The organism is Arthrobacter sp. PGP41 (assembly GCF_002953935.1).
Lineage (GTDB): Bacteria > Actinomycetota > Actinomycetes > Actinomycetales > Micrococcaceae > Arthrobacter.
Window position 1 is genome coordinate 921,518 of the sequence record NZ_CP026514.1, and the last position, 23,001, is coordinate 944,518.

Sequence of the window (23,001 nt, forward strand, 5' to 3'; positions counted from 1 at the left end):
CAGCCTATCGCGGCCCGGAAGCCGCCGTCGTCAATTGTTCGCGGCGGTGTCATGGACAGGAAGCCGTTTTCCTTGACTTCCCGGTTTCCCTGAACAAGTGTGGAAAGGGCCCGGACCCCCGAACATGCGGAGGGTGGCAGGTACCGGCCGAACGCGAGGAGAACCAGCAGTGACGCGCAAGAATCCCGAAGTCGAAGAGGCTGACGAGTCTGAGATTGAAGTCAGCGGCCACCCGAAAACCTGGGCTGCCGGCGTGCCCGGCGTCTACCATTCCATGCAGCCGGCCCTCAAGCACATGGGCCTGGACCGGTCGCGGAAGACCCTGCTGGCGCTGAACCAGAAGGACGGATTCGACTGCATGAGCTGTGCCTGGCCGGACCCTGGCCACCGCAAAACGTTCGAATTCTGCGAGAACGGCGCCAAGGCAGTGACCTGGGAAGCCACCCCGGTGGTGATCGGGTCCGAATTCTGGGCGGAGCATCCGGTCAGCGAGCTGCGGGAACGGTCCGAGTACTGGCTGGGCATGCAGGGGCGCCTGACGGAGCCTGTGTACAAGCCTGCAGGCGAAGACCACTACCGGCCCGTGGGCTGGGACGAAGCGTTCGGGATCATTGCGGACAAGTTGAAGTCGCTGCCCAGCCCCGACCAGGCAGCCTTCTACACCAGCGGCCGGACCTCGAACGAGGCAGCCTTCCTCTACCAGCTTTTCATCCGCGGGTACGGCACCAACAACCTGCCGGACTGCTCCAACATGTGCCACGAGTCCTCGGGCTGGGCAATGGGCCAGACCATCGGCATCGGCAAAGCAACGGTTTCCTATGACGACTTCGCCAAGGCCGAGCTGATCATCATCATGGGCCAGAACCCGGGCACCAACCACCCCCGGATGCTCACCGCCCTCGAAGAAGCGAAGGAGGCCGGTGCCCGGATCGTGGCGGTCAACCCGCTGCCCGAGGCCGGGCTGATGCGCTACAAGAATCCGCAGAAGGTGAAGGGGATCATCGGCCGCGGCACGGACCTGGCAGACCAGTTCCTGCAGGTGCGGATCGGCGGCGACATGGCGCTGCTGCAGGCCGTCTCCAAGCGCGTCCTCGATGCCGAGGCCGCTCATCCGGGGACTGTGCTGGACCACCAGTTCCTCGAGGAACACTGCGACGGCCTCGAGGAACTCCGGGCGCACCTTGCTGAACTGGACGAGGCCGCCGTCCTTGAGGCCACCGGCCTGCGGACCGAGGAAATCGACGAGCTCGCAGCCCGGTACCTCGCTGCGGAGAAGGTGATCATCACCTGGGCGATGGGCATCACGCAGCAGAAGAAGGGCGTTGCCACCATCAAGGAGATCATCAACCTGCTCCTGCTGCGCGGCAACATCGGCAAGCCCGGCGCCGGTGCCTCGCCCATCCGGGGACACAGCAACGTCCAGGGCGACAGGACCATGGGGATCTGGGAGCAGATGCCACCGGCATTCCTGGACGCCCTGGGCAAGGAATTCAGCTTCGAACCGCCGCGGACGCACGGCGCGGATGCGGTGGAGACCATCCGGCAGATGCGCGACGGCGGGATCAAGGTTTTCATCGCCATGGGCGGCAACTTCGTGGGCGCCATGTCGGACACCCGGGCCGCGGAGACGGCGATGGAAGGCACGGAACTGTCCGTCCAGGTTTCCACGAAGCTCAACCACTCCCACGCGGTCACGGGCGCCGAGGCCTTGATCCTGCCCACGCTCGGGCGGACCGAGATTGACCGGCAGGCGTCAGGCCCGCAGTTCGTGTCCGTGGAGGACACCGTCTGCGCCGTCCATGCCTCCCACGGCACGGTGGAACCCGTGGCGCCCGGCCTGCTCTCGGAAGTGGCCATCGTCTGCCAGCTGGCACAGCGGGTGCTGGGTGACCGGATCGCGGCGGACTGGGCGGGCTTCCAAGAGAACTATGACCTGATCCGCGAGCACATCTCCCACGTGGTGGTGGGCTGCGAGGACTACAACCGGAAGATCAGGCAGGAGGGCGGCTTCGTCCTGCCGAACGGTCCCCGCGATTCCCGCACGTTCCACACCCCCACCGGCAAGGCCATGCTGACCGTCAACGAGCTCGAGCATGTGGAGCGGCCGGCAGGCACCCTGATCCTGCAGAGCATGCGCTCGCACGACCAGTTCAACACCACCATCTACGGCCACAACGACCGCTACCGCGGCATCAAGAAGGGCCGCGAGGTGGTGTTCGTGAATCCGGAAGACCTTGCCGAACTGGGGCTTGAAGACGGGCAGCACGTGGACGTGCGGGGTGTGTACGGGGACAACGCCGAGCGGGTCCTCCGCAACTACCGGGTGGTGTCCTACCCGTCAGCCCGCGGGTGCGCTGCCGCCTACTATCCGGAAGCCAACGTGCTGGTGCCGCTGGAGAGCGTGGCGGAGGGCAGCCAGACGCCCGTCTCCAAAGCAGTGATCGTCCGTCTTGAGCCCGTAGCCGCCTTCCGTGAGGAGCCAACGGCCGCGGGATAAGCCGCGGGGATAAGCAGGCGCGACTATTGTGCGGTGTCCGCCCAGCCCTTGCTGGCGGGCCCGCCGTCGTGCCCGTCCTCGCACAGCTGGAAGGCGGTGTCCGCGGCCTTGGCCACCGCGGCAGCCGCGTTCCCGCGGTTGCCGGCACTGCCGGTGCCGGCCTGCAGTCCCGCAGCGTATCCCACCATGAAGGTGGTCACCGGGGCTGCGGCGTGGGTGACAGACCCGGCCGATTTCCGGGCCAGGTCCAGGAGCAGTTCGTGGTCCACGTCCAGGTCCAGGATTTGCAGCGCCTGGGCCAGCCGGTTGCTCCATTGGTCCAGGATCTGCATTTCGTCCTCATTGGCCGGCATGTCCACTCCTTGGTTTTGGCTCGGTGTTGGGTCGCTGGAACGTTCTCCGTGCCGAGACTACAAGGGTTCGGCGCGGAAGTCACCGGGTGTCCGGAACCCTTAATTCCCGTGAGTGGAGATATTAGGGGTCGAACCTATGGCTACGCGGCCACGCCGTGCTTAGACTGGGCGGACCCCCGCCCATTGGACCCTTTCCGGCCCGATCCCCACCTGATGTTGAGGCGCCAGGAATATCGGCCCACCGGACGGTGCCCTTGCCCGGGGTAGCATCAACGACCCAAAATCACGGCCGTCCCACCGGGCAGGCCTGACAACAGGAGACAGAGATGACAGGAAACAAAGCCGTTGCCTACAAAGAGCCGGGCAAGGTTGAACTGATCGACATTGACTACCCCAGTTTCGAACTCAAGGACGGGCCGGGGGTCAACCCAGCGAATGTGGGCCGTCCGGTCAATCACGGAGTGATCCTCAAGACCGTAGCCACCAACATCTGCGGCTCGGACCAGCACATGGTCCGCGGACGCACCACCGCCCCGCCCAACCTGGTGCTGGGGCATGAGATCACCGGTGAAGTGGTGGAGGTGGGCCGCGACGTGGAATTTATTAAAGTCGGCGATCTCTGTTCGGTGCCGTTCAACATCGCCTGCGGCCGCTGCCGGAACTGCAAGGAGCGCAAGACCGGCATCTGCCTGAACGTGAACCCGGACCGCCCGGGCAGCGCCTATGGGTACGTGGACATGGGCGGCTGGGTGGGCGGCCAGGCAAACTACGTGCTGGTGCCGTATGCCGACTGGAACCTGCTGAAGTTCCCGGACAAGGACCGGGCCATGGAGAAGATCATGGACCTTGCCATGCTCTCGGATATCTTCCCCACGGGATTCCACGGAGCCGTGAGCGCCGGTGTGGGTGTTGGTTCCACGGTGTATGTGGCCGGAGCCGGTCCTGTGGGCCTCGCAGCGGCGACGAGCGCGCATCTGCTGGGTGCCGCCGTCGTGATTGTGGGGGACCTCAACGAGGACAGGCTGGCGCGGGCGCGCAGCTTTGGCTGCGAAACGGTGGACCTCACCAAGGGCGGCCCGGCGGAGCAGATCGAACAGATCCTCGGGGTGCCCGAAGTGGACTGCGGCGTGGACGCGGTGGGCTTCGAGGCGCGGGGGCATGGGCACGGAAAGGACGCTGAGGAAGCACCTGCCACCGTCCTGAACTCGCTGATGGAGATCACCGCGGCCGGCGGCGCGCTTGGCATCCCTGGCCTCTATGTGACGGGTGATCCCGGCGGCATCGACGAGGCCGCCAAGAAGGGCGCGCTGAGCCTGAGCCTGGGCACCGGCTGGGCCAAGTCCCTGAGCTTCACCACCGGCCAGTGCCCGGTGATGAAGTACAACCGGCAGCTGATGATGGCCATCCTGAACGACAAGGTGAACATCGCCAAGAACGTGAACGCCAAGGCGATCACGCTTGAGGAAGCGCCGCAGGGCTACGCGGAGTTCGACGCCGGTGCAGCAACCAAGTACGTCCTCAACCCGAACGGCTACCTGAGCTGACCCAGGACTGGCGGACGGTGGGCCGGGCAAGGGAAGGGTGCGGGAACAAGTATCCCTCGGCTGTGGTTAGCTGAAGGACACACCGCACAGAAGGAGATTCCCCTTGAGTGACATCACCGTCCGTCACAACCCCGGCCGCGAGCGCTTCGAAGTGCTCGACGCCGGCAACGTGATCGGCAAGGCCGCGTACAAGGATTACGACGGCGGCGGCTCGCCGCAGCGGATTTTCTACCACACCGTGATCAACGAGGAGTACGGCGGCCAGGGACTGGCGGGCCAGCTCGCCACCGCCGCGCTGGGTGCCACGGTCAGCGCCGGAATGGGAATCGTCCCGGTGTGCCCCTACATCAGGAAATTCCTCATCAGCCATCCTGACTACGCGGGTCACACAGTGCGTGTTGCTCCCGCACACCTGGAGTTCCTGGACGCTGCGCTGGCCGCCCGCACCCGCTGACGGACACCGCACCTGCGCGTCCGCGGGTGCAGTGTCCATAAAGGGGTGCCGGGACATGGCGCGCCTGCGGCTTATCAGGCAGCTCCCGACCTTCAATGGTCTAATCAACATCGCATCCCGTGCGCTGGGGCCGCGTGATGCAGACCGGGCTGTTGAAGGAGGCAGGAGCCCCTATGTCGGTGGACCAGAAAAACACTCCGTCCGGGCCGAAGGCCCGTCCGGGCCCGCGGGCGGCAAGGCGACGGCTTGCGGTGTTGTTTTGTGCCGTGGCGCTCCTGATAGCCGCCACCTTTGTCCTGGCCGTCCAGCGATCGGTGCCGCTGGCCGGGGGAGCGGAACCGGTCCCGGCCGCGGCGCCGACGGAGCCTGTTGCTGCCGCCCCGAATTCGCTGCAGGACCGCATCGACTCCCTTCTGGCGGATAAGGCCGGCTACCGGATCGGGGTGGCCCTGGCGGACGTTTCCGGTGACGCAGCGCTGACCTTCGGGGACCAGGAGGCCTTCAACGCGGCCAGCACGGCAAAGATCATCACGGCAGCGGCCTACTACCGCCTGGTGGAAAAGGGGGAGGCGCGCCTCGACGACCCCCTGGGGGACTATGACGCAGCGTTCCAGCTTGAAGCGATGGTGAACCAGAGCAACAACGATTCCTGGCTGCTCCTGATGGATGCGGTGGGCTACCCGGAGCTGACCGCCTATTCCGCCTCGATCGGTGTCACTTACGATCCCGAAGAGAACCTCCTGACTCCCGCCGCCATGGCCAGTGTCCTCAAACAGCTTTACGCCGGGGACCTGTTGAACCCGGAGAATACGGCGGAACTGCTCGGCTACATGCAGGAGACGAATAACGAGGACCTGATCCCCGCCGGCTCCCAGGCCGGGATCGAGGTGTTCCACAAGTACGGGGAGTTCGACGGGCAGCTTCACGATGCCGCCATCCTGAATTACCGCGGCTCATCCTTTGCGCTGGTGATCTACACCGAGAATGCGGAGGGATTGGAAGCCGCCGGGCAGGCCGACGCAATCCGCGAACTGACAGGACTGGTTGAGGAAGCATTGTTCCCGCCGGTGCGGGCCGGGAACCAGGCCGGATAGCCCATCAACTCGCGCCATCTGTGCCGTGTGCGCCAGACTGTTTCCGTGAGCAACAAATCCCGGACTGCCCTGGCCGTCGCCGGCCTCAGCCTGGGCACGGCGCTGAATCCCCTCAACTCCTCCATGATCGCCGTTGCCCTGGTGGTGCTCCGCGCGGACTTCGGGCTCGACGTCGCTGCCGTCACCTGGGTGGTCACGTCCTTCTACCTCGCGTCGGCAGCAGGCCAGCCCGTGATGGGCAGGCTGGCCGACAGGTTCGGCCCGCGGCGCATGTTCATGCTCGGCATGGCTTTGGTCGCGGTGACGTGTGCGCTGGCACCGTTGGCCCCGAACTTCGCCCTGCTCTGCCTGGCCCGTGCGGTGATGGCGCTCGGTACGGCCACCGCGTACCCCAGTGCTGTGGTGATGGTGGGGGCCATTGCACACCGTGCCAACATGGAGCCGGCGCGTCCTCTTGGCAGGCTTCAGATGGCGAACACCTCGGCCGCTGCGGTGGGCCCCGTTGTTGGTGGACTGCTGGTCAGCCTTGTGGGCTGGGAGGCTTTGTTCCTGGTCAACGTCCCGCTGGCGCTGGCCGCACTGTTGATCGTCCGGCAGGCAGCACCCAAGGACGAGGCCCGGGAGCGCGGCAGCGTCGCGCAGTTGCTGCGCGACTCGGACATCCCCGGGATCCTGGGATTCGTGGCCGCCCTGCTGCTGGTGATGATGGCCGCACTGAACGTCTTTCCCGCCTACCGCTGGTGGATGCTGGCCGCCGGAACGGTCATTGCAGCCCTGTTCGCCTGGCGCGAGCTGCGCTTCAACCGCCCGTTCCTTGACCTGCGGCTGCTGGGACGCAACAAATCCCTGATGCTGATCTACCTGGCCTTCGCGGTGTTCAGCAGCGTGTACTACTTTGTCTTTTTCGGCCTTCCCCAGCTCCTGCAGGAAGCCGGCGGCTACGATCCCGGCGTTGTTGGCCTCCTGATGCTGCCGCTGGCGGGCATGTCCGTCCTGGCTACGCCCTGGGCGGTCCGGGCGATGGGAAGGTTCGGCGTGCGGCGGGTGTTGATTGCCGGCGTCGTCCTCCTCACCGTGGCGGCCGCCCTGATGTGGCTGCTGACCGGCACCCTGGTGATCCCCCTGGTGGTGGTGCTGACTGCCCTGATGGGTGTCCCCTACGGAACGGTGGGCATCGCCACCAACCAGGGCATGTTCGTTTCGATCGGGCCGCAGGAGCGCGGCGTTGCGGCCGGCATCTACCAGACCTGCCGGTACGTGGGCGCCATCACCGCCACGGTGATGATCGGCGTCTTCGCGGGCGGTGGCGTGGACCAGGAAAGTTGGTCCCGGATGGTCCTCGCGATGCTGGTCCTGTGCGCGGTGACGTTCGCGGTGAGCCTGCTGTGGCGGCAGCGGGCGCACCAGTAGTCCCTGTTGCCGGGTTTATCGTGGAGACATGGCTTCTCCAAAGGCGCAGCTGTACCTGGACATCACCGCGAAAGGCCTGTGCATCGTAGGCGCAGCGCTGATGATCTTCGCCCGGGATGCCTGGTTCTACGTGGGCGTCGCCACGGTGGTAGCTGGTGTGCTGTTCATGGGTGCGTCCCTGGTGGCATCCCGCCACCTGCGGCAGCGGGGATGGGACGGCAGGAACCGGCGTCCACTTTCCTAGTTCCGTGATGCCAGGGTCTGGTCTCGGTCCTGGAAGACATCCTCGCCGGGCCCGGTGAAGGCACGCGAGCGCTGCACAGCCTCGATCGAGCCGGTGAACAGCTGTGACTCGTGCGGATCCGCGGCCGGTCGGGCGCCGTCCCGGCTGGACGTACCCAGCCCCCGCAATGGCTGCTGGCGGCCGGCGGAGGTGCCGCCGTCGGACGCTGCCTCGGTCCAGCGCTGCTGGGGGAGCGCTTCCGGATGGCCCTGCTGCAGGAAGCTCACCATGGCCTCGCGGATGAGGCAGCGCAGGTCGAAGAGCGCGGCGCTGTCCGCGGCGCTGACCAGGATGCGCACCCGGACGAAGCCGCCAGTGGCGTCGGTGATCTGCAGGATGCCCACACGCTCGTCCCACAGGTCAGTGCCGGCGAGGACGGACCGCAGCTCGGCGCGCATGTCCTCCACGGGGGCGCGCCAGTCGAGGTCGAACTCCACGGTGCCCATGACCTCGGACTGGCGCCGGGTCCAGTTCTCGAACGGGGTGGTGGTGAAGTAGGTGGACGGTAGGATCAGGCGGCGGTCGTCCCAGATGTGGACCACCACGTAGGTGAGGGTGATTTCCTCGATCCGGCCCCACTCCTTCTGCACCACTACAACGTCGTCCACGCGGATGGCGTCCGTGAAGGCCAGCTGCATGCCGGCGAAGACGTTCACCAGGGAGGTCTGGGCGGCCAGGCCTGCCACGATCGAGATCACGCCGGCGGAGGCCAGCAGCCCGGCGCCGAGGGCCTGGATGGCCGGGAAGGTCAGCATCACCGAGCCGGCGGCGAGCACCACCACCAGCGCCACCCCGATCCGCCGGGCCAGGATCATCTGGGTGCGGAGCCGCCGCGCGCGCCGGTTGTCCGCAACGTCCACGCTGTACCGGCCCAGCACCACCGCCTCGACGATCAGCAGTACGGCCACGGCCAGCCAGGCGAGGGAGCCGATGAGGGATATGAGCAGCAGGTGGTCGACGGCGCCGTGCCAGCTTTCGCCGGCTGCCGTGAGTCCCAGCGCGGTGCGGACGCCGATCAGGCACAGGGCCATGCGCAGCGGCTGGCGGGCAACCCGGGACGTGGCCTGCAGTTCCGGACGCTTGCGGTTGAGGCGCAGGACGAGCCTGCGCAGCAGCCAGGACAGGACCAGGCCTGCGGCCACCGCCAGGGTGACGGCAATGAAGGGCATGGCGGGATTAAGTAGGTCTTGCATCCTTTAACCTCTACCAACGTCGCGCCCGGGGCCGAAATCCGCCTCCGCCCCGGCGTGGTGCAAAAGCACGACGGCGGCTGCCGGACTCCTCCGCGGACGTCCGGCAGCCGCCGTCGGGCCTTCCGCGGAATTTAGCCCTGCAGCGAGTAGGCCTTGGGCAGCTTCAGGCCGCGCTCCGCCATGAGGGTGCGCAGGCGGGTGGGGTAGTCGGTGATGATGCCGTTCCTCCAGGTGGCGGTTCCGGCGGTTCGCCGGTGACCCGTCAACGCTAGGGGGCAGGTTGCGCGCCGGGTGCGGGGAGTTGGCGCCGGGGTTAACGCCGGGTGCCCTGTTTGTCCTGCGGTTCGATGGCCGGAAGCGGTGAATCCTTGCCGTCAGGGTGTGCCCTGCTGATTCCCCGCTCATTGGCGGGTTCCGTGCTGTTCACGGGAGCCGGGGCCGGGACCGGAGGTGCCCCGGTGGGGCCCGGACCCGGAGTTTCCGCCCCGCGGTTGGCATCCGCCGGCACACCGGCCGCTGCCCCCGCTGCACCATCAGGAGAAGCCTTGGCGGCACCCGGGGCATGCCCCGGCGTCGGCGGCTTTTCCGCCGCCGGCTCCTGCCCGGAATCGGACGCCGGATGTTCAGCAGGCCGGGGCCCGGGGGGATAAGGCACGGTCCGGTCCTCCGCCGGATCGCCCGCAACGGCGGGAGCCGAACCCGGTTCCCGGGACGGCAGGGCGGGCGCCGGAGCTGTGGGCAGCGGCGCGGAGAACGCCCGGACAATGTTCATGATGGTTCCTTCCGCACTGCGGCGGATTTCCTCGCTCGCGGCAGCCGCGCCGCTTGCGATGCCGAGCGAGGCCGCTACTGCAAGCGTGGTGAAGGCAATACGCCTTTTCTTCGGCTGCTTGCCCGGCTCCAGCACGTTAACGGTGGCCTCTCCGGGTCCGCCCATCAGCGCGGCCAGTTCGGCCGAGGGCGGTGGAACATCGGCAACCCGCAGTTCCCTCAGCTTCAGGAGCACGTCCCGGAGCCCAGGGTCGTCCGTGTAACCAGCTTCAGCCAGCAGGGCATCCACGCACCGCTCATCCTCCAGCCGGTGCCCGTGCTGCGTGCTGTCCGCGCCGGTTGCTTTGTGTTCACTGCTCATGGCGACCTTCTCCCAGGGAGGGACAGTGCTTCCGGAGCCGGGACAGGGCCCTCCGCTGCAATTGCTTGATGGCGCCCGGCGTTTTGCCCATGATCTCCGCCGTCGTCTCAAGCGACAAGTCCGCGACGATCCTTAGCGCAAGGACCTCCTGCTGATCCTGCTGCAGCGTCCCCAGCAGCGCATTGACGTTTTCGGAGCCCTCGCCAGCCAGCACCTGGTCCTCGGCGGAATCGGTGCGGCGGGGGTCGGCGTCGGGGTCGTATCCGGTGCTGAACGGGGCCTTGACCCGGCGGCGGTGCTCGTCCACGTATCGGGCATGGGCGATGGAAAAGGCCAGGGACTTGGCACCCTTGGCCCCGCCGTTCAGCCCGTCAAGCTGAGGGTACAGGGCAAGGAAAACCTCCTGGGTCATGGCCTCGGGATCTTCCACGTCCCGGGCCCGCAGATAGCTCAAGACCCCGGGCGACAATTCCCGGTACACAGCACAAAAGGCGCCTTGGTCGATCTGACCGTGCGCCGCTGCTTCGTCGCTGACTTCTTGCATCCGCCCCCCTGCGGCAGATGCCCCGGCGGGACATCGTTGGGATGGCGCCGCACCGGGAACGGACAGCCCGTCCCGGTGCGGTCACCGCTCCTAATGAAAGGTTACCGCTGTCCCTGGTTGGAGTTCTTGGCGCTGTTGCCCTGGTGTCTAGCGCCGCCGTTGCTGCCGTTGGAGCCAGAGGCTCCTTCACGCTGCAGCTCAACGCCCTGCGGCTGGACCGCGCCGTCGTGGGTGCCATCGTCCGTGCCGTCCTCAATATCCTGCGGGGCAGGGATGGTGGCGCAGTAATCGTCGATGGCTTCATCTCCGCCGGCCACCTGCATGAGCACCGTGTAGGCCGTGGACGTGGAGTTCAGGCCGCCGTTTTCGAATGCGTTGCACAGGCCCACCGCGGCCGCGCCGGTTACGTCAGGGCCGACCGGGGTGGATGTGGGGCCGCCTTCGGGCTCGTCCGTCTCAGTTGGCTCCGGCTCCGGATCCGCGGTTTCCGTAGGCTCAGCTTCGGCCGTTTCGGTCTCCGTAGGCTCAGGTTCCGGGGTTTCAGTTTCGGTGGGGGTGGGCTCCGGCGTTTCGGTTTCCGTGGGAGTCGGCGACTCCGTGGCCGCCGCCACGGGGCTGTCCGGCACTGAATCGGCCATGGCGGCGACGCCGGTGCCACCCACCGCCAAAGCGCCTGCCGCCAGTACGGTCATAAGCAGCTTGTTGCCGGAAAAAGTGGAGTAAGACATGAGACCCTCCGTTGACGAATTTCATGGATTACGTTCAACTTCGCGGGATGTCCCCGCACTTACTGGATCGAAAACGGGGTCAAGAAGGTTACGGCTTTGGGGAAAAAATTTGACGAAGTTGTCACGCGCCCGTCATCGATTGCTCCGCAAATGCCGTTATGAGCGGTGAAAACGGCCGGTAGGGAGCAATCGATGGGGATTAGGGACGGGGGCGCGACGGCGGTGCACTGGGTTCCGCCACACGAACGTCCTCCGGACGGACGGGCCTCGGCTCGAGCCACACCCGCTCCCGCCGTCCGGGCGGATACGCGTGCTTCTTTCCGGCAAGGGTGATGATCCAGGCCGCCACCACCGGCAGCGCCGCGGCTACGGGGACCAACAGCGGTCCGCCCACCACAAGTGCCGCGGAGCCGTACAGGGCGCCCACCGTGATGCCGAGCTGGATGGTGAGCACCGTGAGGCCGTTCGCGGCTTCCTGGAACTCCCCTCCGGCACGCAGGATGGCGGACTGGTTGTAGATGCCTATCGCGCCGAGTCCCGCACCCCAGACCGTCATGAGGACCAAGGCCACGGCGAAGTTGCCCACCGCAAGGGGGAGGAAGAACATGGAAAGGGCGATCGCCGCCGTCGTCACCAGCAGGGAACGCCGGGGCCGGGAGTCCACGGTGAGGCCCGCGATCCAGATGCCCAGCAGCCCCGAACCGCCCAGGACGGTGAGGGAGAGGCTGATGGCGTAGTCGGGGAAGCCCGCCTCGCGGATGAACGGCGCGATGTAGGTGAACAGCGCGAAGTGGGCCAGGACCAGCAGCGGCCAGGCGATGGCCACCGACTTTACCCCGGGCTGGGCGATTGCCTTGCGCAGTGAAGGACGCACGGCGTCGGAAATGCGCTGGACCCGCGGCAGCAGGAAAAACGCCAGCACTGTCAGGACCAGTCCGAACCCTGCCAGCACCAGGAACGCCGAGCGCCAACCAAGGAAGCCGCCCAGCGCGGTGCCCACCGGCGCGCCGATGGCCAGGCCCAGGCTGTTGCCGCTGAAGACAATGGCCAGGGCCTTGCCCACCTTGTCCGCCGGGACCACCCTTGCGACAAACGGGGCCATGGTGGTCCAGAGCAGGCCGTGCGCCAGGCCGCCCACCAGCCGGGCGACCATCGCAGCGGTGAAGTCCGGCGCGAGTCCCACCATGGCGTTGCTGGCGGCGAACGTCAGGACGAGCCCCACCAGCAGCGCATGCCGGGGAATCTTTCCCAGCAGCCGGGCGGCCGGGACCACCGTGACCACAATGACGGCGGCATAGGCCGCGGCCAAGTAGCCCGCCACCGGCTCGGACACGTTCAGGCCAGCGCTGATCTGCGGCAGCAGCCCGGACGGCAGGAGTTCGGTGGTGATGGCGGTGAAGGCGATAGTGGCCAGAACCACCATCGCGGCATACGGGAAGCGGGCAGGTTCCGGCGCGGGAATGGCGGAAGACATGGGGGAACGATCCATTCAAGGGGGAGGGGTGGAACGTGGCTCGCTGGCCGGACAATTCCTCCCTTAAATTTACAGGATCGCGCCGGCGCTCCTGTACAAGCAGATGCCTTGCGCAGCTATGTTGCAGTGCTTGTCAGGGCGCATTTCGCCAACCGGCTGCGCCGGCTGTAACGGCTACCGGGTGCCGAAGTCGGTGTCCGTGTAGGAGCCCGGCCGCACGGACTTGCCGCCCTGGCAGGTGCAGGTGCGGGTGCCCTGCACGTCGATACGTATCAACGCCGGGGCGCCGGCATCGACGCGCAGGTTCAGGGTTTCCGCATCATCAGCGGCGGTGATGCGCAGGACTGTTTCTTCGGAGGAGATGGCAGGCATGGTTGTCCTTTCATGGGGGATATCGGCCGCCGGCGTGGGGGAGGCAGCGCGGGCAGGGAACCTGGTGCGGAATCAGTGGATCACAGGCTCGCGCCTTGCATGGTGCCGTTGAGCCGTGCGTCCAGCAGGCCTGCCGCAACTGCCGGAGCCAGACCGGGAGCCAGCGGAAGGCGGGGCACCACCAGGCAGTGCCACAGGTGATAGATGTCCGCCTTGCCGGACCACACGGTGGAGGTGACGTTGCCGTCCTCGTCGAGTTCCTGCTTCCAGGATCCGTGCTCGTAGTCGATGAACCAGTCGCGGGCGTGGTCCCAGATCCGCTCGTACCAGTCCGCATACTTCTTCTCGCCGGTGGCGATGTAGAGGGCTGCCGCGCCGCCGATTGCCTCTGCGGGCACCCAGCGGATGCGGGTGGTGACAACGGGCTTGCCTTCCCAGTCCACGGTATAGACAAATCCCGGATGGCCGTCCGGCTCCCAGGCATCGCGGATGGCGGCATCGAACAAGCCCCGTGCGTCTTCCAGCAGCCAGGCCGGGACCTCCAGGCCGCGGGTTTCGAGTCCGGCGCGGAGGTGGAGGAGCAGGCGCGCCCACTCAACCCAGTGGCCGGGGGTTCCGCCATAGGCACGGAACTGGCTGGCCCGGTCATCGGTGTTGTACTCCGGCATGGGCTTCCACTCCGGGTCGAAGTGCTCGAACACCCGGTAGTTGTTGTTGCGCGCAAATTTGTGGATGAGCACCTCGGCGATGTGCAGGGCCCGTTCGAGCCAGCGGTTCTCCCCGGTCACGTCGGCGACGATGAGGTACGCCTCCACGGAGTGCATGCTGGCGTTTCCGCCCCGGTATGCCTCGGTTTCCGTAAATTCCCGGTTCCAGGAGTCGAAGCACATGTTGGCCTGGTGGTCCCAGAACTTCGTGTCGGCTATCCGCAGCGCTTCGTCGAGCAGTTCTCGGGCCCCCGGTCGCCCGGCCGCAACGGCACTGGCAGCAGCGAGGAGCACAAAGGAGTGCTGGTAGCCGGACTTCGTGTCGTTCACCGGGCCGCTTTCGTCGACCTCGGCGTACCAGCCGCCGAACTCCTTATCGTGGAGGACTCCGTTGAGCGCCGCGATCCCGTGGTCCACGAGTGTTGCGGCACCGGGGCGTCCCATCAGCGCGGCGACAGCGAAACTGTGCGTCATCCGGGCGGTGATCCACAGATGGGTCGGCTTATCGGCGAACACCTTGCCGTAGTTGTCGAGCCAGCCGAACCCCGTGGGGACCTTGGAAGCTGAGGCGAAATTGACCAGTCGGTCGGTTTCCGCCTCGAGCCATCGTGCGTGGGCGGCGCTGTTCAGCCACGTCATGTTAGTTCCTTTCTTTGTTACGGGTGCAAGCGAAGTTGTTGGGGTCATCCGACGGCGTCGAACACGCCGCGGATGATGGTGGCGGCCGCGCCCAGGTAGGCCAGGATAATCAGCAGTATCTGCGCGGCGCGGGCAGGGACGAACTTTGCGGCGACGTCACCGAGCACCAGCCCGGCTAGGCAGGCCACGCCCACGGCCGTCCACATTCCCCACGGAAGCGCGGGAAACGCGGCCGGCGCGGTCAGGGACTTGGAGATGAGCGAGAACGCCCCGATGGTAAAGAAGTACGGCTGCATGGTGGCAGCGAAGGAGGTGTGCGGCCACCGGGTGGCGATGGAGTAAATGCTGACCGCCGGGCCGCCCACGCCGGCCGCTGTGTTCATGAAGCCGCTGAGGCCGCCGGCGGTGAACAGGTAGCGGCGGCGCGCTGGCAGGGTGGCCGACTTGAGGACCAGCAGAACGGTCAACCCGGCGGCGAGGATCACACCGATGCCGATCTCCAGCACCGCCGTTGGAACGAGGTGGATCAGGAAGGCGGCGGGGATGATCCCGAGCAGGGCCGAGGCAGTGAGCAGAACGTACCGTTTCCAGTCAATGTCCCGCACCACGCGGAAGATGATGGCCCCCGCGGTCACGGCACCGCACATGTTCACCAGCACCACACCTTCCACCGGGCCCAGGAGCAGGACCAGGAAGGGTGCAGCCACCAGGGCGAAACCCATCCCGGTGATGCGCTGCATCCCGGCTCCCATCACCACGGCGCCCAGCACCAGCCCGGTGGTCAGCACCTAGGGCCTCCAGGCCACGTACTGGACCTCCTCGAATTCCTCCAGGCCCAGGCTTGATCCTTCCCGGCCCAGCCCTGACTGCTTGGCGCCGCCCATGGGCGCGAAGGCCACGGACGGGAGTGGATCGTTCACGCCCACGATGCCCGCTTCGAGCTGCTCCGGAATGTCCCAGCCGCGCCTGGGGCTGCTGCTCCAGACGTAGGCGGCCAGGCCCATTTCCGTGGCGTTGGCTTTCCGGATGGCTTCCTCCTCCGAGGAGAAGGTTACGACGCCGGCTGCCGGGCCGAACACTTCCTCCGTCACCAGGGGTGCGTCGTCGGGGACGTCCGCCAGCAGGGTGGGCGCCAGGAAGGAGCCGTGGCCTGGAACATCGGTGCGTTGGGTGACGCGTCGGGCGCCGCGCTCCAGGGCATCGTCGATCAAGGCCTGGACCGCGGTGACCCGGTCGGCGTCGATCATGGGACCGAGGTCGGGAACCTGGCTGCCGTCGGGAACGCCGTGGCCGATGCTCATCGCGTCAAAGCGCGCGGCCAGCCTGGCGGCGAACTCCTCGGCGATGCTGTCCTGGACCAGGAACCGATTGGCGGCCACGCAGGACTGTCCGGTGTTGCGGAGCCGGCCCAGGACGGCACCCTCGACGGCGGCATCCAGGTCGGCGTCCTCGAACACGATGAAGGGCGCGTTGCCGCCCAGCTCCAGCAGCGGCCGGACCACCCGTTCGGAGGCGGAGGCCATGATCTGCCGGCCCACGCCCGTGGAGCCGGTGAAGCTGACGGCCCTGACAGCGGGGTGGGACATCAGCGCGGCGGTGATTTCCCGGGAGGGGCCGTGGACCAGGTTGACGACGCCTGCAGGGAACCCGGCGTCGTGGAGGACTTCGAACAGCCCGGTGGCAGCCAGCGGGGCCTTCTCGGACACCCGGCCCACCACGGTGCAGCCGGCCGCCAGCATCGCCGCGAGCTTCCGGGCCTGGATGGAGACCGGGAAATTCCAGGGGGTGAGGCTGAGGGCCACGCCGATGGGTTTGCGAAGGCTCAGGTGGCGGCGGCCCTGCAGCTCGGGCGGGCTGACGGTGCCGGTGGCGCGGCGCGCTTCCTCGGCGAACCAGCGGAAGTATTCCACGGAGAAGTCCACTTCGCCCTGCGCTTCAGGGAGCCGTTTGCCCGCTTCAAGCGCCAGGGTGTGGGCAAGTTCGTCGCGTCGCTCTGCCAGGACGTCGGCGGCGTTGCGGAGCAGGTCCGCCCGGTTCCGGACGGTGGTGCGTGACCAGGAACTGAAGGCCTCCGCCGCGGCGTCGGCGGCCTTGGTGGCATCCTTGCCGGTGCCCCAGGCCACCTCGCCCACGGTGCTGCCGTTGCCGGGGTCAGTCACGTCCTTGGCGGTTCCGGCGGTGTTCCAGGTGCCGTTGACGAGGTGTTGGGCTGACTTGAGGTTCACGAATGATGCCTTTCATTGGGCTGGAAGGGGTCCATTGCGGCGGGGCGGGCGCGGCTGGCCGCCGTCGTCGTGACGCTCATCCCTTGCTGGCGCCTGCGGTGATGCCGGCCACGAAGTACCGCTGCAGGAAGACGTAGGCCACCACCACGGGCAGGGAAGCCATGATGACGCCGGCGAAGAGCAGGGGGTAGTCGGTCTGGAACTCGCCTTGGAAGCTGAGCAGTGCCAGCGGCAGGGTGCGGTTGCCGGGTGACTGGATGAAGAGCAGCGGGTACAGCAGTTCGTTCCAGTGGATCACGAACAGGAAGATGGCGGCCGCGGCGATGGACGGGGCGGACAGCGGCAGGGCGATGGAAACGTACGTCCGCCATGGGCCGGTGCCGTCAATCGAGGAAGCCTCGTACAGTTCCTTGGGCAGGGTCCGCATGAAGCCCCCCAGGATGAAGACGGCGATGGGCAGGGTGGACACCAGGTTGGCCACCACCAGGCCCGTAAGGTTGTCGAGCAGACCCAGCCGCCCGAAGAGGACGTAGAGCGGCACCATGTTGGCCTGCGCGGGAATGGCCATGCCCAGGACGAGGAAGCCGAAGATGGCCCAGGACATGAAACCGCGGAGCCGGGAGACGGCGTAGCCGGCCAGGCTGGCCAGGAACAGGGTGAGCGGCACGGAAATGGCCGTGACAATCACGCTGTTCATGAAGGACGAGCCCAGGTCCTGGCCGCCGATCACTTCCGCATAGTTGGCGGGGGAGAGGGACTGCGGCAGGCTGAACGGCCCGGCAAACAGTTCCTGGGTGGACTTGAAGCTGCCGAACCCCACCACGGTCAGCGGAACGATGATGATGACCGCGTAGATCGCGAGGATTCCGCGGCGGGTTATTGACGCGAACATGCTGTCATTCCCCCTTCGGGGTGAGGCGGAGCAGGCGGCGCTGCAGCCAGGTGACCAGAGCGATCATCGCCATGAAGATGATTGACTGGGCGGCTGCGTAGCCGAACTCCGAGTTGGCAAAGGTGCTGTAGATCCGGGTGGAGAGGATGTCCAGGGACTGCTTGGGCGGGTTGCCCGCGATGCCCAGGATCAGGTCGAAGGCCTTGAACGACTGCACGGTGGTGTAGGCCACCACAATGGACGTTGCCGGGGCCACGAACGGCCAGGTGATGGACTTGAACTGCTGCCACTTGTTGGCGCCGTCCATTTCCGCTGCCTCGTACAGCTCCCGCGGGATGGCCTGCAGGCCGGCAATGTAGACCACCATCATCTGCCCGGCGTGGAACCACACCTGGGTCACGGCCACCCAGTACAGGGCCTGGGCGTCGTTGCCGAGGTAGGAGCTCTGGAGCGACTCCAGGCCAACGCCGCCCAGGACCGAGTTGGCCAGGCCGAAGTTGGGGTCGTAGATGAACTTCCAGATGAAGGCCACCGACACCGAGGACAGGATGGTGGGGAAGAAGAACAGGGCGCGGAGCAGGACGCTTCCCCGCGAATTCTTCGTCAGCAGCAGCGCCAGGAGCAGCGAGAACAGCGTCTGCGCGATCACCACCAGCAGCACGAACTTCAGGTTGTTGGTCAGCGCGTTGGTGAACAGCGAGTCCTTGGTGAAGGCCCGGATGAAGTTGTCCAGGCCCACGTAGTTGAACGCTGCCGAGAAGCCGTTCCAGTCCGTGATGGCGTACTGGAAGGCCTGCAGCGTGGGCATCACCAGGAAGAAAGCAATGACGGCCACCGCGGGAAGCGGGAACAGGTATAGTGCCGGATTCACCCGCGTGGGCGAGCGGCGGCGCTTCTTCGCGTCGTCAGGTTCCGTGTGGTTGTCCGGTGCCTTCCGCGTGGGCGCCGTCCCGGGATGGATGCTCATAGCCGTTCGTCAACAATCTTCTGGGCGGCCGCCGCTGCCTGCTCCGGGCTGGTGCCGGAGATGACGGCGGTGGCGCTGGCTTCCACGGCGTTGCGGACATCGAGGTTCTGGAACTGGAACCGCGCCGCCAGCGCCGTCTTCTTTTCCAGCCACGGGCTCAACCGCTTGAGGTCGGGGTTGGTGTAGTCCACATTGTTCACGGACACGTGCTGGGCCGTCTTGTTGGCGTAGTAGCCGGCGTTCTCCGGCTCGGACAGGAAGTCGATCCAGGCGGCCGCCGCGGCCTGGTTCTTGCTGGCAGAGTTCACGCCCAGGATGAACGTGGCGTTGTAGACGCCCTCGTACTTGCCGTTGCCATCCGAGGTGTTCGGGAACACCAGTTCAATGGGGAACTGGGCGCCCAGGCCACGGACTGCGGCGATGTGGTAGGAGCCGGTGGCCAGCATGGCGGCCTTCCCCTGCGAGAACAGGTTCTGGGCCGGCTCCACGGCGGTGCCCGTGGCGTTGGGCTGCAGGTACGGGACCAGGTCCTTGTACTGGTTGAGCATCTTGATGAACCAGTCGTCCGTGACCTTCAGCTTGCCCTGCTCGATCTGGGCGCACATGTCGTCCACGGGGGCGTTGTTGGCAATCATGCAGTTGAACAGCTGGCCGCCGTTTCCAACATCGCCGCCCGGCCAGGAGATGGGAATGACGCCGGCCGAGGCCAGTTTGTCGCACATGGCCAGGAAGGAATCCCAGTCCTTGGGTGCAAGCTCGGCGCCGGCTTTGTCGAAGAGGTCCACGTTGGCCATGGGCATGGGGAACACCACCTGGTAGGGAAGGCCCAGTTGGCTCTCCCCTGACTTGCCTGCGGAGAGCAGGCCTTCCTGGTAGTTCGAAACAGCCTTGCTGCCCTTCAGTTCCGCGTAGATGCCGGCTTCGGTGAAGTTCTTGAACTGGGCGCCGCGGAACGTGGCAAAGGCGTCACCGATGGAGCCGCCGCGCAGTTTCTGGAGAGCCTGGGCGTTGTAGTCGTTGGACGTGGAAATGTCCTGGGCAACCTCCACGCCGTCGTGCATGGCGGCGAAGCGCGTGATCAGTTCGTCGAACACCGCCTTGTCCTCGCCGCGCCAGTGGGCGAAGGACACCTTGCCGGTGACGGCTCCGGTGGAGGGCGCGGCAGGGCCGGTGGCGCCGCCGGGTGCGGTGGAACCGCCCGGCCCGGCACATGCTGCCGCCGTGGCGCCGAAGCCCAGGGCTCCGAGAACTGCGATGGCCTGCCTGCGTGAAATCTGACTCACAATAGTCTCCTCGTTGAGTGTTTGCTGTGCCTTGTTTACTTGACTGCGGAAAGGGTTGCCACGGTCACGACGCTTTGGCTCCCCGGGTGCTTATGCGTTGGTCCTTTGGGCGGTGACGACGTCGTCCACCACGGCGCAGAGGCGCTGCAGCCGCCGGACGGCGTCAGTGGACAGGGATTCGACGACGTCGGGCGCGCCGATGCAGGACGCCCACACAGCGCGTCCGGAGAGGAAGCCGCTGGCACCTTCCAGGCAGGCCCACCGGACCGCCTCCGGGAAGACGTCCTCGGGGACGCCGGAGGAGAGCACCACCCAGGGGCCGTCGATGGCGTTGGTCAGGTCGGCGCACGCGGCACGGACCTCTGCTTCGGAGGCCTGGCCGTGGAAGGGGACTTCTGCCTTGTACAGGTCCGCACCCAGGCTGCCCAGCTCCTTGGCGGCCGCCAGGATCCCGGCGTTCCAGTCAAAGTCTCCGCCGGCCAGCGGCTTGCGGGAGACGGGCTCGATGATGCTGATGAGGCCGGCGGACTGGCACCGTTCCACGAATTCGCGGACCATTTCCACCCGGCCCTCGGCGGGCTCATCCGGGCGGTAGAGGACCAGGAGCTTGAGGGCCTTCACGCCCAGGGCCTTGTACTTGTGCGGGTCCACCAGGCGGTCAATGGTTACCTCGCCCACCAGTTCGCCGTGTGCGGATTCGAAGTGGTCCGCCGAGGCGATCAGCCCGCAGCCGGGGTCCACCACGTTGTCCTCGATGGCCTGGTCGAGGGCGAACTGCCGGTCGATCAGGACGCCCGAGGCGTAGGGGGTGAGGATTCTGGCGGCCTGGAGCTTGAAGTCCTGGAGGTCCTGGTCCGTGACGGGCTGGTCGGTGTGTTCCGCGAACATGTTGCGCATGGCTTCGCGCTGGTCCACGGCGAGCATCGCGAAGGCGCCTGACGGGCGCTGGAGGGGTGAGAGGTCTGTGGGGCTCATGGGCTGCTTCTTTCAGCTGGGCGTTTGGTTAGGCGGGCAGTTTGGAGGCGAGGACAGGGTTGATGGTCTGGTGCGGGATGGCGGAGCGGCCGTCCAGTCCCTGGCAGGACGCGGAGGCGGTGCGCCCGGCAAAGGCTGCAGCCTCCACCAGCGGCAGCCCGGCGGCGACGGCGGCCAGGAGGGCGCCGTGGTACACGTCGCCGGCGCCCAGGGTGGAGACGATATTGGCGGGGGTTGCAGGCACGTGGACCGGGTCGCCGTTGCCGTCCTTGACCCAGGCGCCTTCGGAGCCGGCGGTGGCAACGACGGCGGAGGCGCCGTCGTCGACCGCCTTTTGAAGGAGCGCCGCGGGGGAGAGGTGCTCGCCGTACTCCGCGCGCAGCCGCTCGATGGTGGGGACGTACAGCGCGACGCCCTTGGGATTGAAGGACGGAATGGGGTTGCCGGCATCCACGCTGATTCTTGGGGTGCCACGGTCACGGCGTGCGCCGGAGGCGACGGCGTTCCAGCCCAAGTGGTCCACGTGGACCCAGGCTGCCGATTCCACCAGTTCATGGAAGCGGCTGCCGGCGGGAAAGCTGACCGGCGGCACCGGACGGGTGACGATGGCCCGGCTTTCGGAAACCTTGCTGACCACGATCACGCTGGCCCCCGTTTTGACGTTGGGATCGCGGATCACGGCGGAGGTGTCCACGCCTTCGGCCTGCAGGCCGGCGACGATGCGGTCGCCTTCCTCGTCGGTGCCGAGGACACCTGCGAAAGCTGTGTTGGCTCCGGCGCGGGCGGCTGCCACTGCCGCGGTTGCGGCCGGGCCGCCGCCCGCCGTCGCGAAGTCCGTGGCTACGGTGCGGCTGTCCGCAGCGGGGTAGTCCTCCACCAAGGCGATGGAGTCAAGCGTGGCGCAGCCTACGAAGAGCAGGGTTCCAGTTGACGGTTGGGGCACGTTCCACCTCGTTGTAGTTCCGGGCTGATACTGAAGAAATATACACACGCTATGTTGGAATAACAACACTTTCGGTATAGTTCTGTTTGGGATGCAACGCCACGGTCCCCCAAAACTCAACGTAGAGAAACGGAGCAGCACATGTCATTGCCTTCTGCGGAACCGGTCCGGACTATCCGATACGGCCTCATCGGGGCCGGCCACATGGCCCGCGAACACGTCCGAAACCTCGCCTTGATCCCCGGAAGCCGCATCACCGCAGTCTCAGATCCCCAGCCCTCATCCCTGGAGGAGACCGTTGCGGAGATCGGCTACGGGGTGGAGACCTTTCCCTCCCACCAGGAACTGCTGGCCTCCGGTCTGGTGGACGCGCTGGTCATCGCCAGCCCCAATGACACGCACCTCGGCATCCTGAAAGACATTTTTGCCAGCGGCACGAACCTCCCGGTGCTTGTGGAGAAGCCGGTGTGCACCACCGCCGAGCAGGCCGACGAACTGGAGGGTCTGGCCGCCGGATACCCGGCAGCGGTGTGGGTGGCGATGGAGTACCGCTACATGCCGCCGGTGCAGGAAGTCATCCAGGCTGCGCACAACGGCAAGCTCGGCAACATCTACATGCTCTCCATCGTGGAGCACCGCTTCCCTTTCCTGCACAAGGTGGACGCCTGGAACCGCTTCGCGGAGCGGACCGGCGGAACCCTGGTGGAGAAGTGCTGCCACTTCTTCGACCTGATGCGGCTGATCCTGCAGGATGAGCCCGTCCGGGTCTATGCCAGCGGCGGCCACGACGTGAACCACATGGACGAGGTCTACGACGGCCGCGTCTCTGACATGATCGACAACGCGTACGTGATCGTGGACTTCAAGGGTGGCCGCCGCGCCATGCTGGAGCTGTCCATGTTCGCCGAGGGGTCCAAATTCCAGGAGCGGATCTCGATCGTGGGGGATGCCGCCAAGATTGAGACGCTCATCCCGGTGGCAGCCAACCACTGGATTCCCGGCGATGAGGCGGAAGCCACCGTGGAGTTCAGCCCGCGCTCGCCGCTGGGCCCGGAGAAGCACGAGGTCCCGGTGGATGAGGCAGTGCTTGCTGCGGGCGCGCACCACGGCTCCACCTACTACGAGCACCTTGGGTACCGGAAGGCGATCCTGGGCGAGGGGCCGGTGGAAGTAACGGTTGCGGACGGGCTGCAATCGGTCCGGATGGGCCTCGCGGCCGAACGTTCAATCGCGGAAGGACGCCCCGTCGAGCTTACGAATGCCGGTGCCGGGGTACATCACTAGGTAAGTTG

General features: G+C 66.6%; 23 protein-coding genes. 7 read left to right on the plus strand and 16 right to left on the minus strand.

What is annotated here, in order from left to right:
• The first annotated feature begins 169 nt into the window (after positions 1-169).
• Positions 170-2,497 (plus strand): FdhF/YdeP family oxidoreductase, encoded by a 2,328-nt coding sequence (locus tag C3B78_RS04275; RefSeq protein WP_104996960.1) that lies wholly within the window; start codon positions 170-172, stop codon positions 2,495-2,497.
• A gap of 23 nt (positions 2,498-2,520) precedes the next feature.
• Here C3B78_RS04275 and C3B78_RS04280 read toward each other — a convergent pair whose 3' ends face one another.
• Positions 2,521-2,850, minus strand: coding sequence for a DUF6457 domain-containing protein (locus C3B78_RS04280; protein WP_104996961.1), 330 nt, complete (start codon positions 2,848-2,850; stop codon positions 2,521-2,523).
• A gap of 326 nt (positions 2,851-3,176) precedes the next feature.
• On the opposite strand from C3B78_RS04280, the gene fdhA reads away from it, so the two are divergent.
• From fdhA to C3B78_RS04305, 5 genes are all read left to right on the plus strand, one after another.
• Positions 3,177-4,394, plus strand: a complete 1,218-nt coding sequence (fdhA, locus tag C3B78_RS04285) for a formaldehyde dehydrogenase, glutathione-independent (protein WP_104996962.1) — start codon at positions 3,177-3,179, stop codon at positions 4,392-4,394.
• 103 nt (positions 4,395-4,497) lie between these two features.
• Positions 4,498-4,848 (plus strand): GNAT family N-acetyltransferase, encoded by a 351-nt coding sequence (locus C3B78_RS04290; protein ID WP_104996963.1) that lies wholly within the window; start codon positions 4,498-4,500, stop codon positions 4,846-4,848.
• A 266-nt stretch (positions 4,849-5,114) separates the two neighbouring features.
• Positions 5,115-5,942, plus strand: a complete 828-nt coding sequence (locus C3B78_RS04295) for a serine hydrolase (RefSeq protein WP_234005515.1) — start codon at positions 5,115-5,117, stop codon at positions 5,940-5,942.
• Between the two features lie 45 nt (positions 5,943-5,987).
• Complete coding sequence (locus C3B78_RS04300; RefSeq protein WP_104999634.1) at positions 5,988-7,352, plus strand: MFS transporter; 1,365 nt, start codon at positions 5,988-5,990, stop codon at positions 7,350-7,352.
• A gap of 28 nt (positions 7,353-7,380) precedes the next feature.
• A complete protein-coding gene (locus C3B78_RS04305) occupies positions 7,381-7,596 on the plus strand; it encodes a hypothetical protein (protein ID WP_104996965.1) in 216 nt (71 codons plus the stop codon).
• Here C3B78_RS04305 and C3B78_RS04310 read toward each other — a convergent pair.
• The 15 genes from C3B78_RS04310 to C3B78_RS04375 all read right to left on the minus strand — a co-directional run bounded on the left by C3B78_RS04310 (position 7,593) and on the right by C3B78_RS04375 (position 21,709).
• A complete protein-coding gene (locus C3B78_RS04310) occupies positions 7,593-8,828 on the minus strand; it encodes a mechanosensitive ion channel family protein (protein ID WP_234005516.1) in 1,236 nt (411 codons plus the stop codon). The genes C3B78_RS04305 and C3B78_RS04310 overlap by 4 nt on opposite strands.
• A 131-nt stretch (positions 8,829-8,959) precedes the next feature.
• On the minus strand, positions 8,960-9,094 hold the full coding sequence (locus C3B78_RS20205; RefSeq protein WP_267895221.1) for a hypothetical protein: 135 nt from the start codon (positions 9,092-9,094) through the stop codon (positions 8,960-8,962).
• 47 nt (positions 9,095-9,141) lie between these two features.
• A complete protein-coding gene (locus C3B78_RS04315) occupies positions 9,142-9,960 on the minus strand; it encodes a hypothetical protein (protein ID WP_104996967.1) in 819 nt (272 codons plus the stop codon).
• A complete protein-coding gene (locus C3B78_RS04320) occupies positions 9,950-10,504 on the minus strand; it encodes an RNA polymerase sigma factor (protein ID WP_104996968.1) in 555 nt (184 codons plus the stop codon). The genes C3B78_RS04315 and C3B78_RS04320 overlap by 11 nt, the downstream gene beginning before the upstream one ends.
• A 101-nt stretch (positions 10,505-10,605) precedes the next feature.
• The gene (locus C3B78_RS04325; RefSeq protein WP_104996969.1) at positions 10,606-11,232 is read right to left on the minus strand and encodes a hypothetical protein; all 627 of its coding nucleotides are present in this window, start codon (positions 11,230-11,232) and stop codon (positions 10,606-10,608) included.
• A gap of 199 nt (positions 11,233-11,431) precedes the next feature.
• Positions 11,432-12,706: an MFS transporter gene (locus C3B78_RS04330; RefSeq protein WP_104996970.1), complete on the minus strand. Its 1,275-nt coding sequence runs from the start codon at positions 12,704-12,706 to the stop codon at positions 11,432-11,434.
• Between the two features lie 174 nt (positions 12,707-12,880).
• Positions 12,881-13,078: a hypothetical protein gene (locus C3B78_RS04335; protein ID WP_104996971.1), complete on the minus strand. Its 198-nt coding sequence runs from the start codon at positions 13,076-13,078 to the stop codon at positions 12,881-12,883.
• Between the two features lie 80 nt (positions 13,079-13,158).
• Positions 13,159-14,424: an AGE family epimerase/isomerase gene (locus tag C3B78_RS04340; protein WP_104996972.1), complete on the minus strand. Its 1,266-nt coding sequence runs from the start codon at positions 14,422-14,424 to the stop codon at positions 13,159-13,161.
• Positions 14,425-14,468: 44 nt separating this feature from the next.
• On the minus strand, positions 14,469-15,212 hold the full coding sequence (locus C3B78_RS04345; RefSeq protein ID WP_104996973.1) for a sulfite exporter TauE/SafE family protein: 744 nt from the start codon (positions 15,210-15,212) through the stop codon (positions 14,469-14,471).
• Positions 15,213-16,649 (minus strand): NAD-dependent succinate-semialdehyde dehydrogenase, encoded by a 1,437-nt coding sequence (locus tag C3B78_RS04350; RefSeq protein ID WP_104996974.1) that lies wholly within the window; start codon positions 16,647-16,649, stop codon positions 15,213-15,215.
• A gap of 76 nt (positions 16,650-16,725) precedes the next feature.
• The gene (locus C3B78_RS04355; RefSeq protein WP_104996975.1) at positions 16,726-17,541 is read right to left on the minus strand and encodes a carbohydrate ABC transporter permease; all 816 of its coding nucleotides are present in this window, start codon (positions 17,539-17,541) and stop codon (positions 16,726-16,728) included.
• Positions 17,542-17,545: 4 nt separating this feature from the next.
• Positions 17,546-18,508: a carbohydrate ABC transporter permease gene (locus tag C3B78_RS04360; protein ID WP_104996976.1), complete on the minus strand. Its 963-nt coding sequence runs from the start codon at positions 18,506-18,508 to the stop codon at positions 17,546-17,548.
• Complete coding sequence (locus C3B78_RS04365) at positions 18,505-19,791, minus strand: ABC transporter substrate-binding protein (RefSeq protein WP_104996977.1); 1,287 nt, start codon at positions 19,789-19,791, stop codon at positions 18,505-18,507. The genes C3B78_RS04360 and C3B78_RS04365 overlap by 4 nt, the downstream gene beginning before the upstream one ends.
• Positions 19,792-19,881: 90 nt before the next feature.
• Positions 19,882-20,766, minus strand: coding sequence for an aldolase (locus tag C3B78_RS04370; protein WP_104996978.1), 885 nt, complete (start codon positions 20,764-20,766; stop codon positions 19,882-19,884).
• Between the two features lie 28 nt (positions 20,767-20,794).
• The gene (locus C3B78_RS04375; RefSeq protein WP_104996979.1) at positions 20,795-21,709 is read right to left on the minus strand and encodes a PfkB family carbohydrate kinase; all 915 of its coding nucleotides are present in this window, start codon (positions 21,707-21,709) and stop codon (positions 20,795-20,797) included.
• Between the two features lie 141 nt (positions 21,710-21,850).
• Between C3B78_RS04375 and C3B78_RS04380 the strand changes: the two genes are divergently transcribed.
• Positions 21,851-22,993 carry a Gfo/Idh/MocA family protein gene (locus tag C3B78_RS04380; protein ID WP_104996980.1) on the plus strand — a complete coding sequence of 381 codons (1,143 nt, stop codon included), beginning with the start codon at positions 21,851-21,853 and terminating at the stop codon, positions 22,991-22,993.
• Positions 22,994-23,001 lie beyond the last annotated feature (8 nt).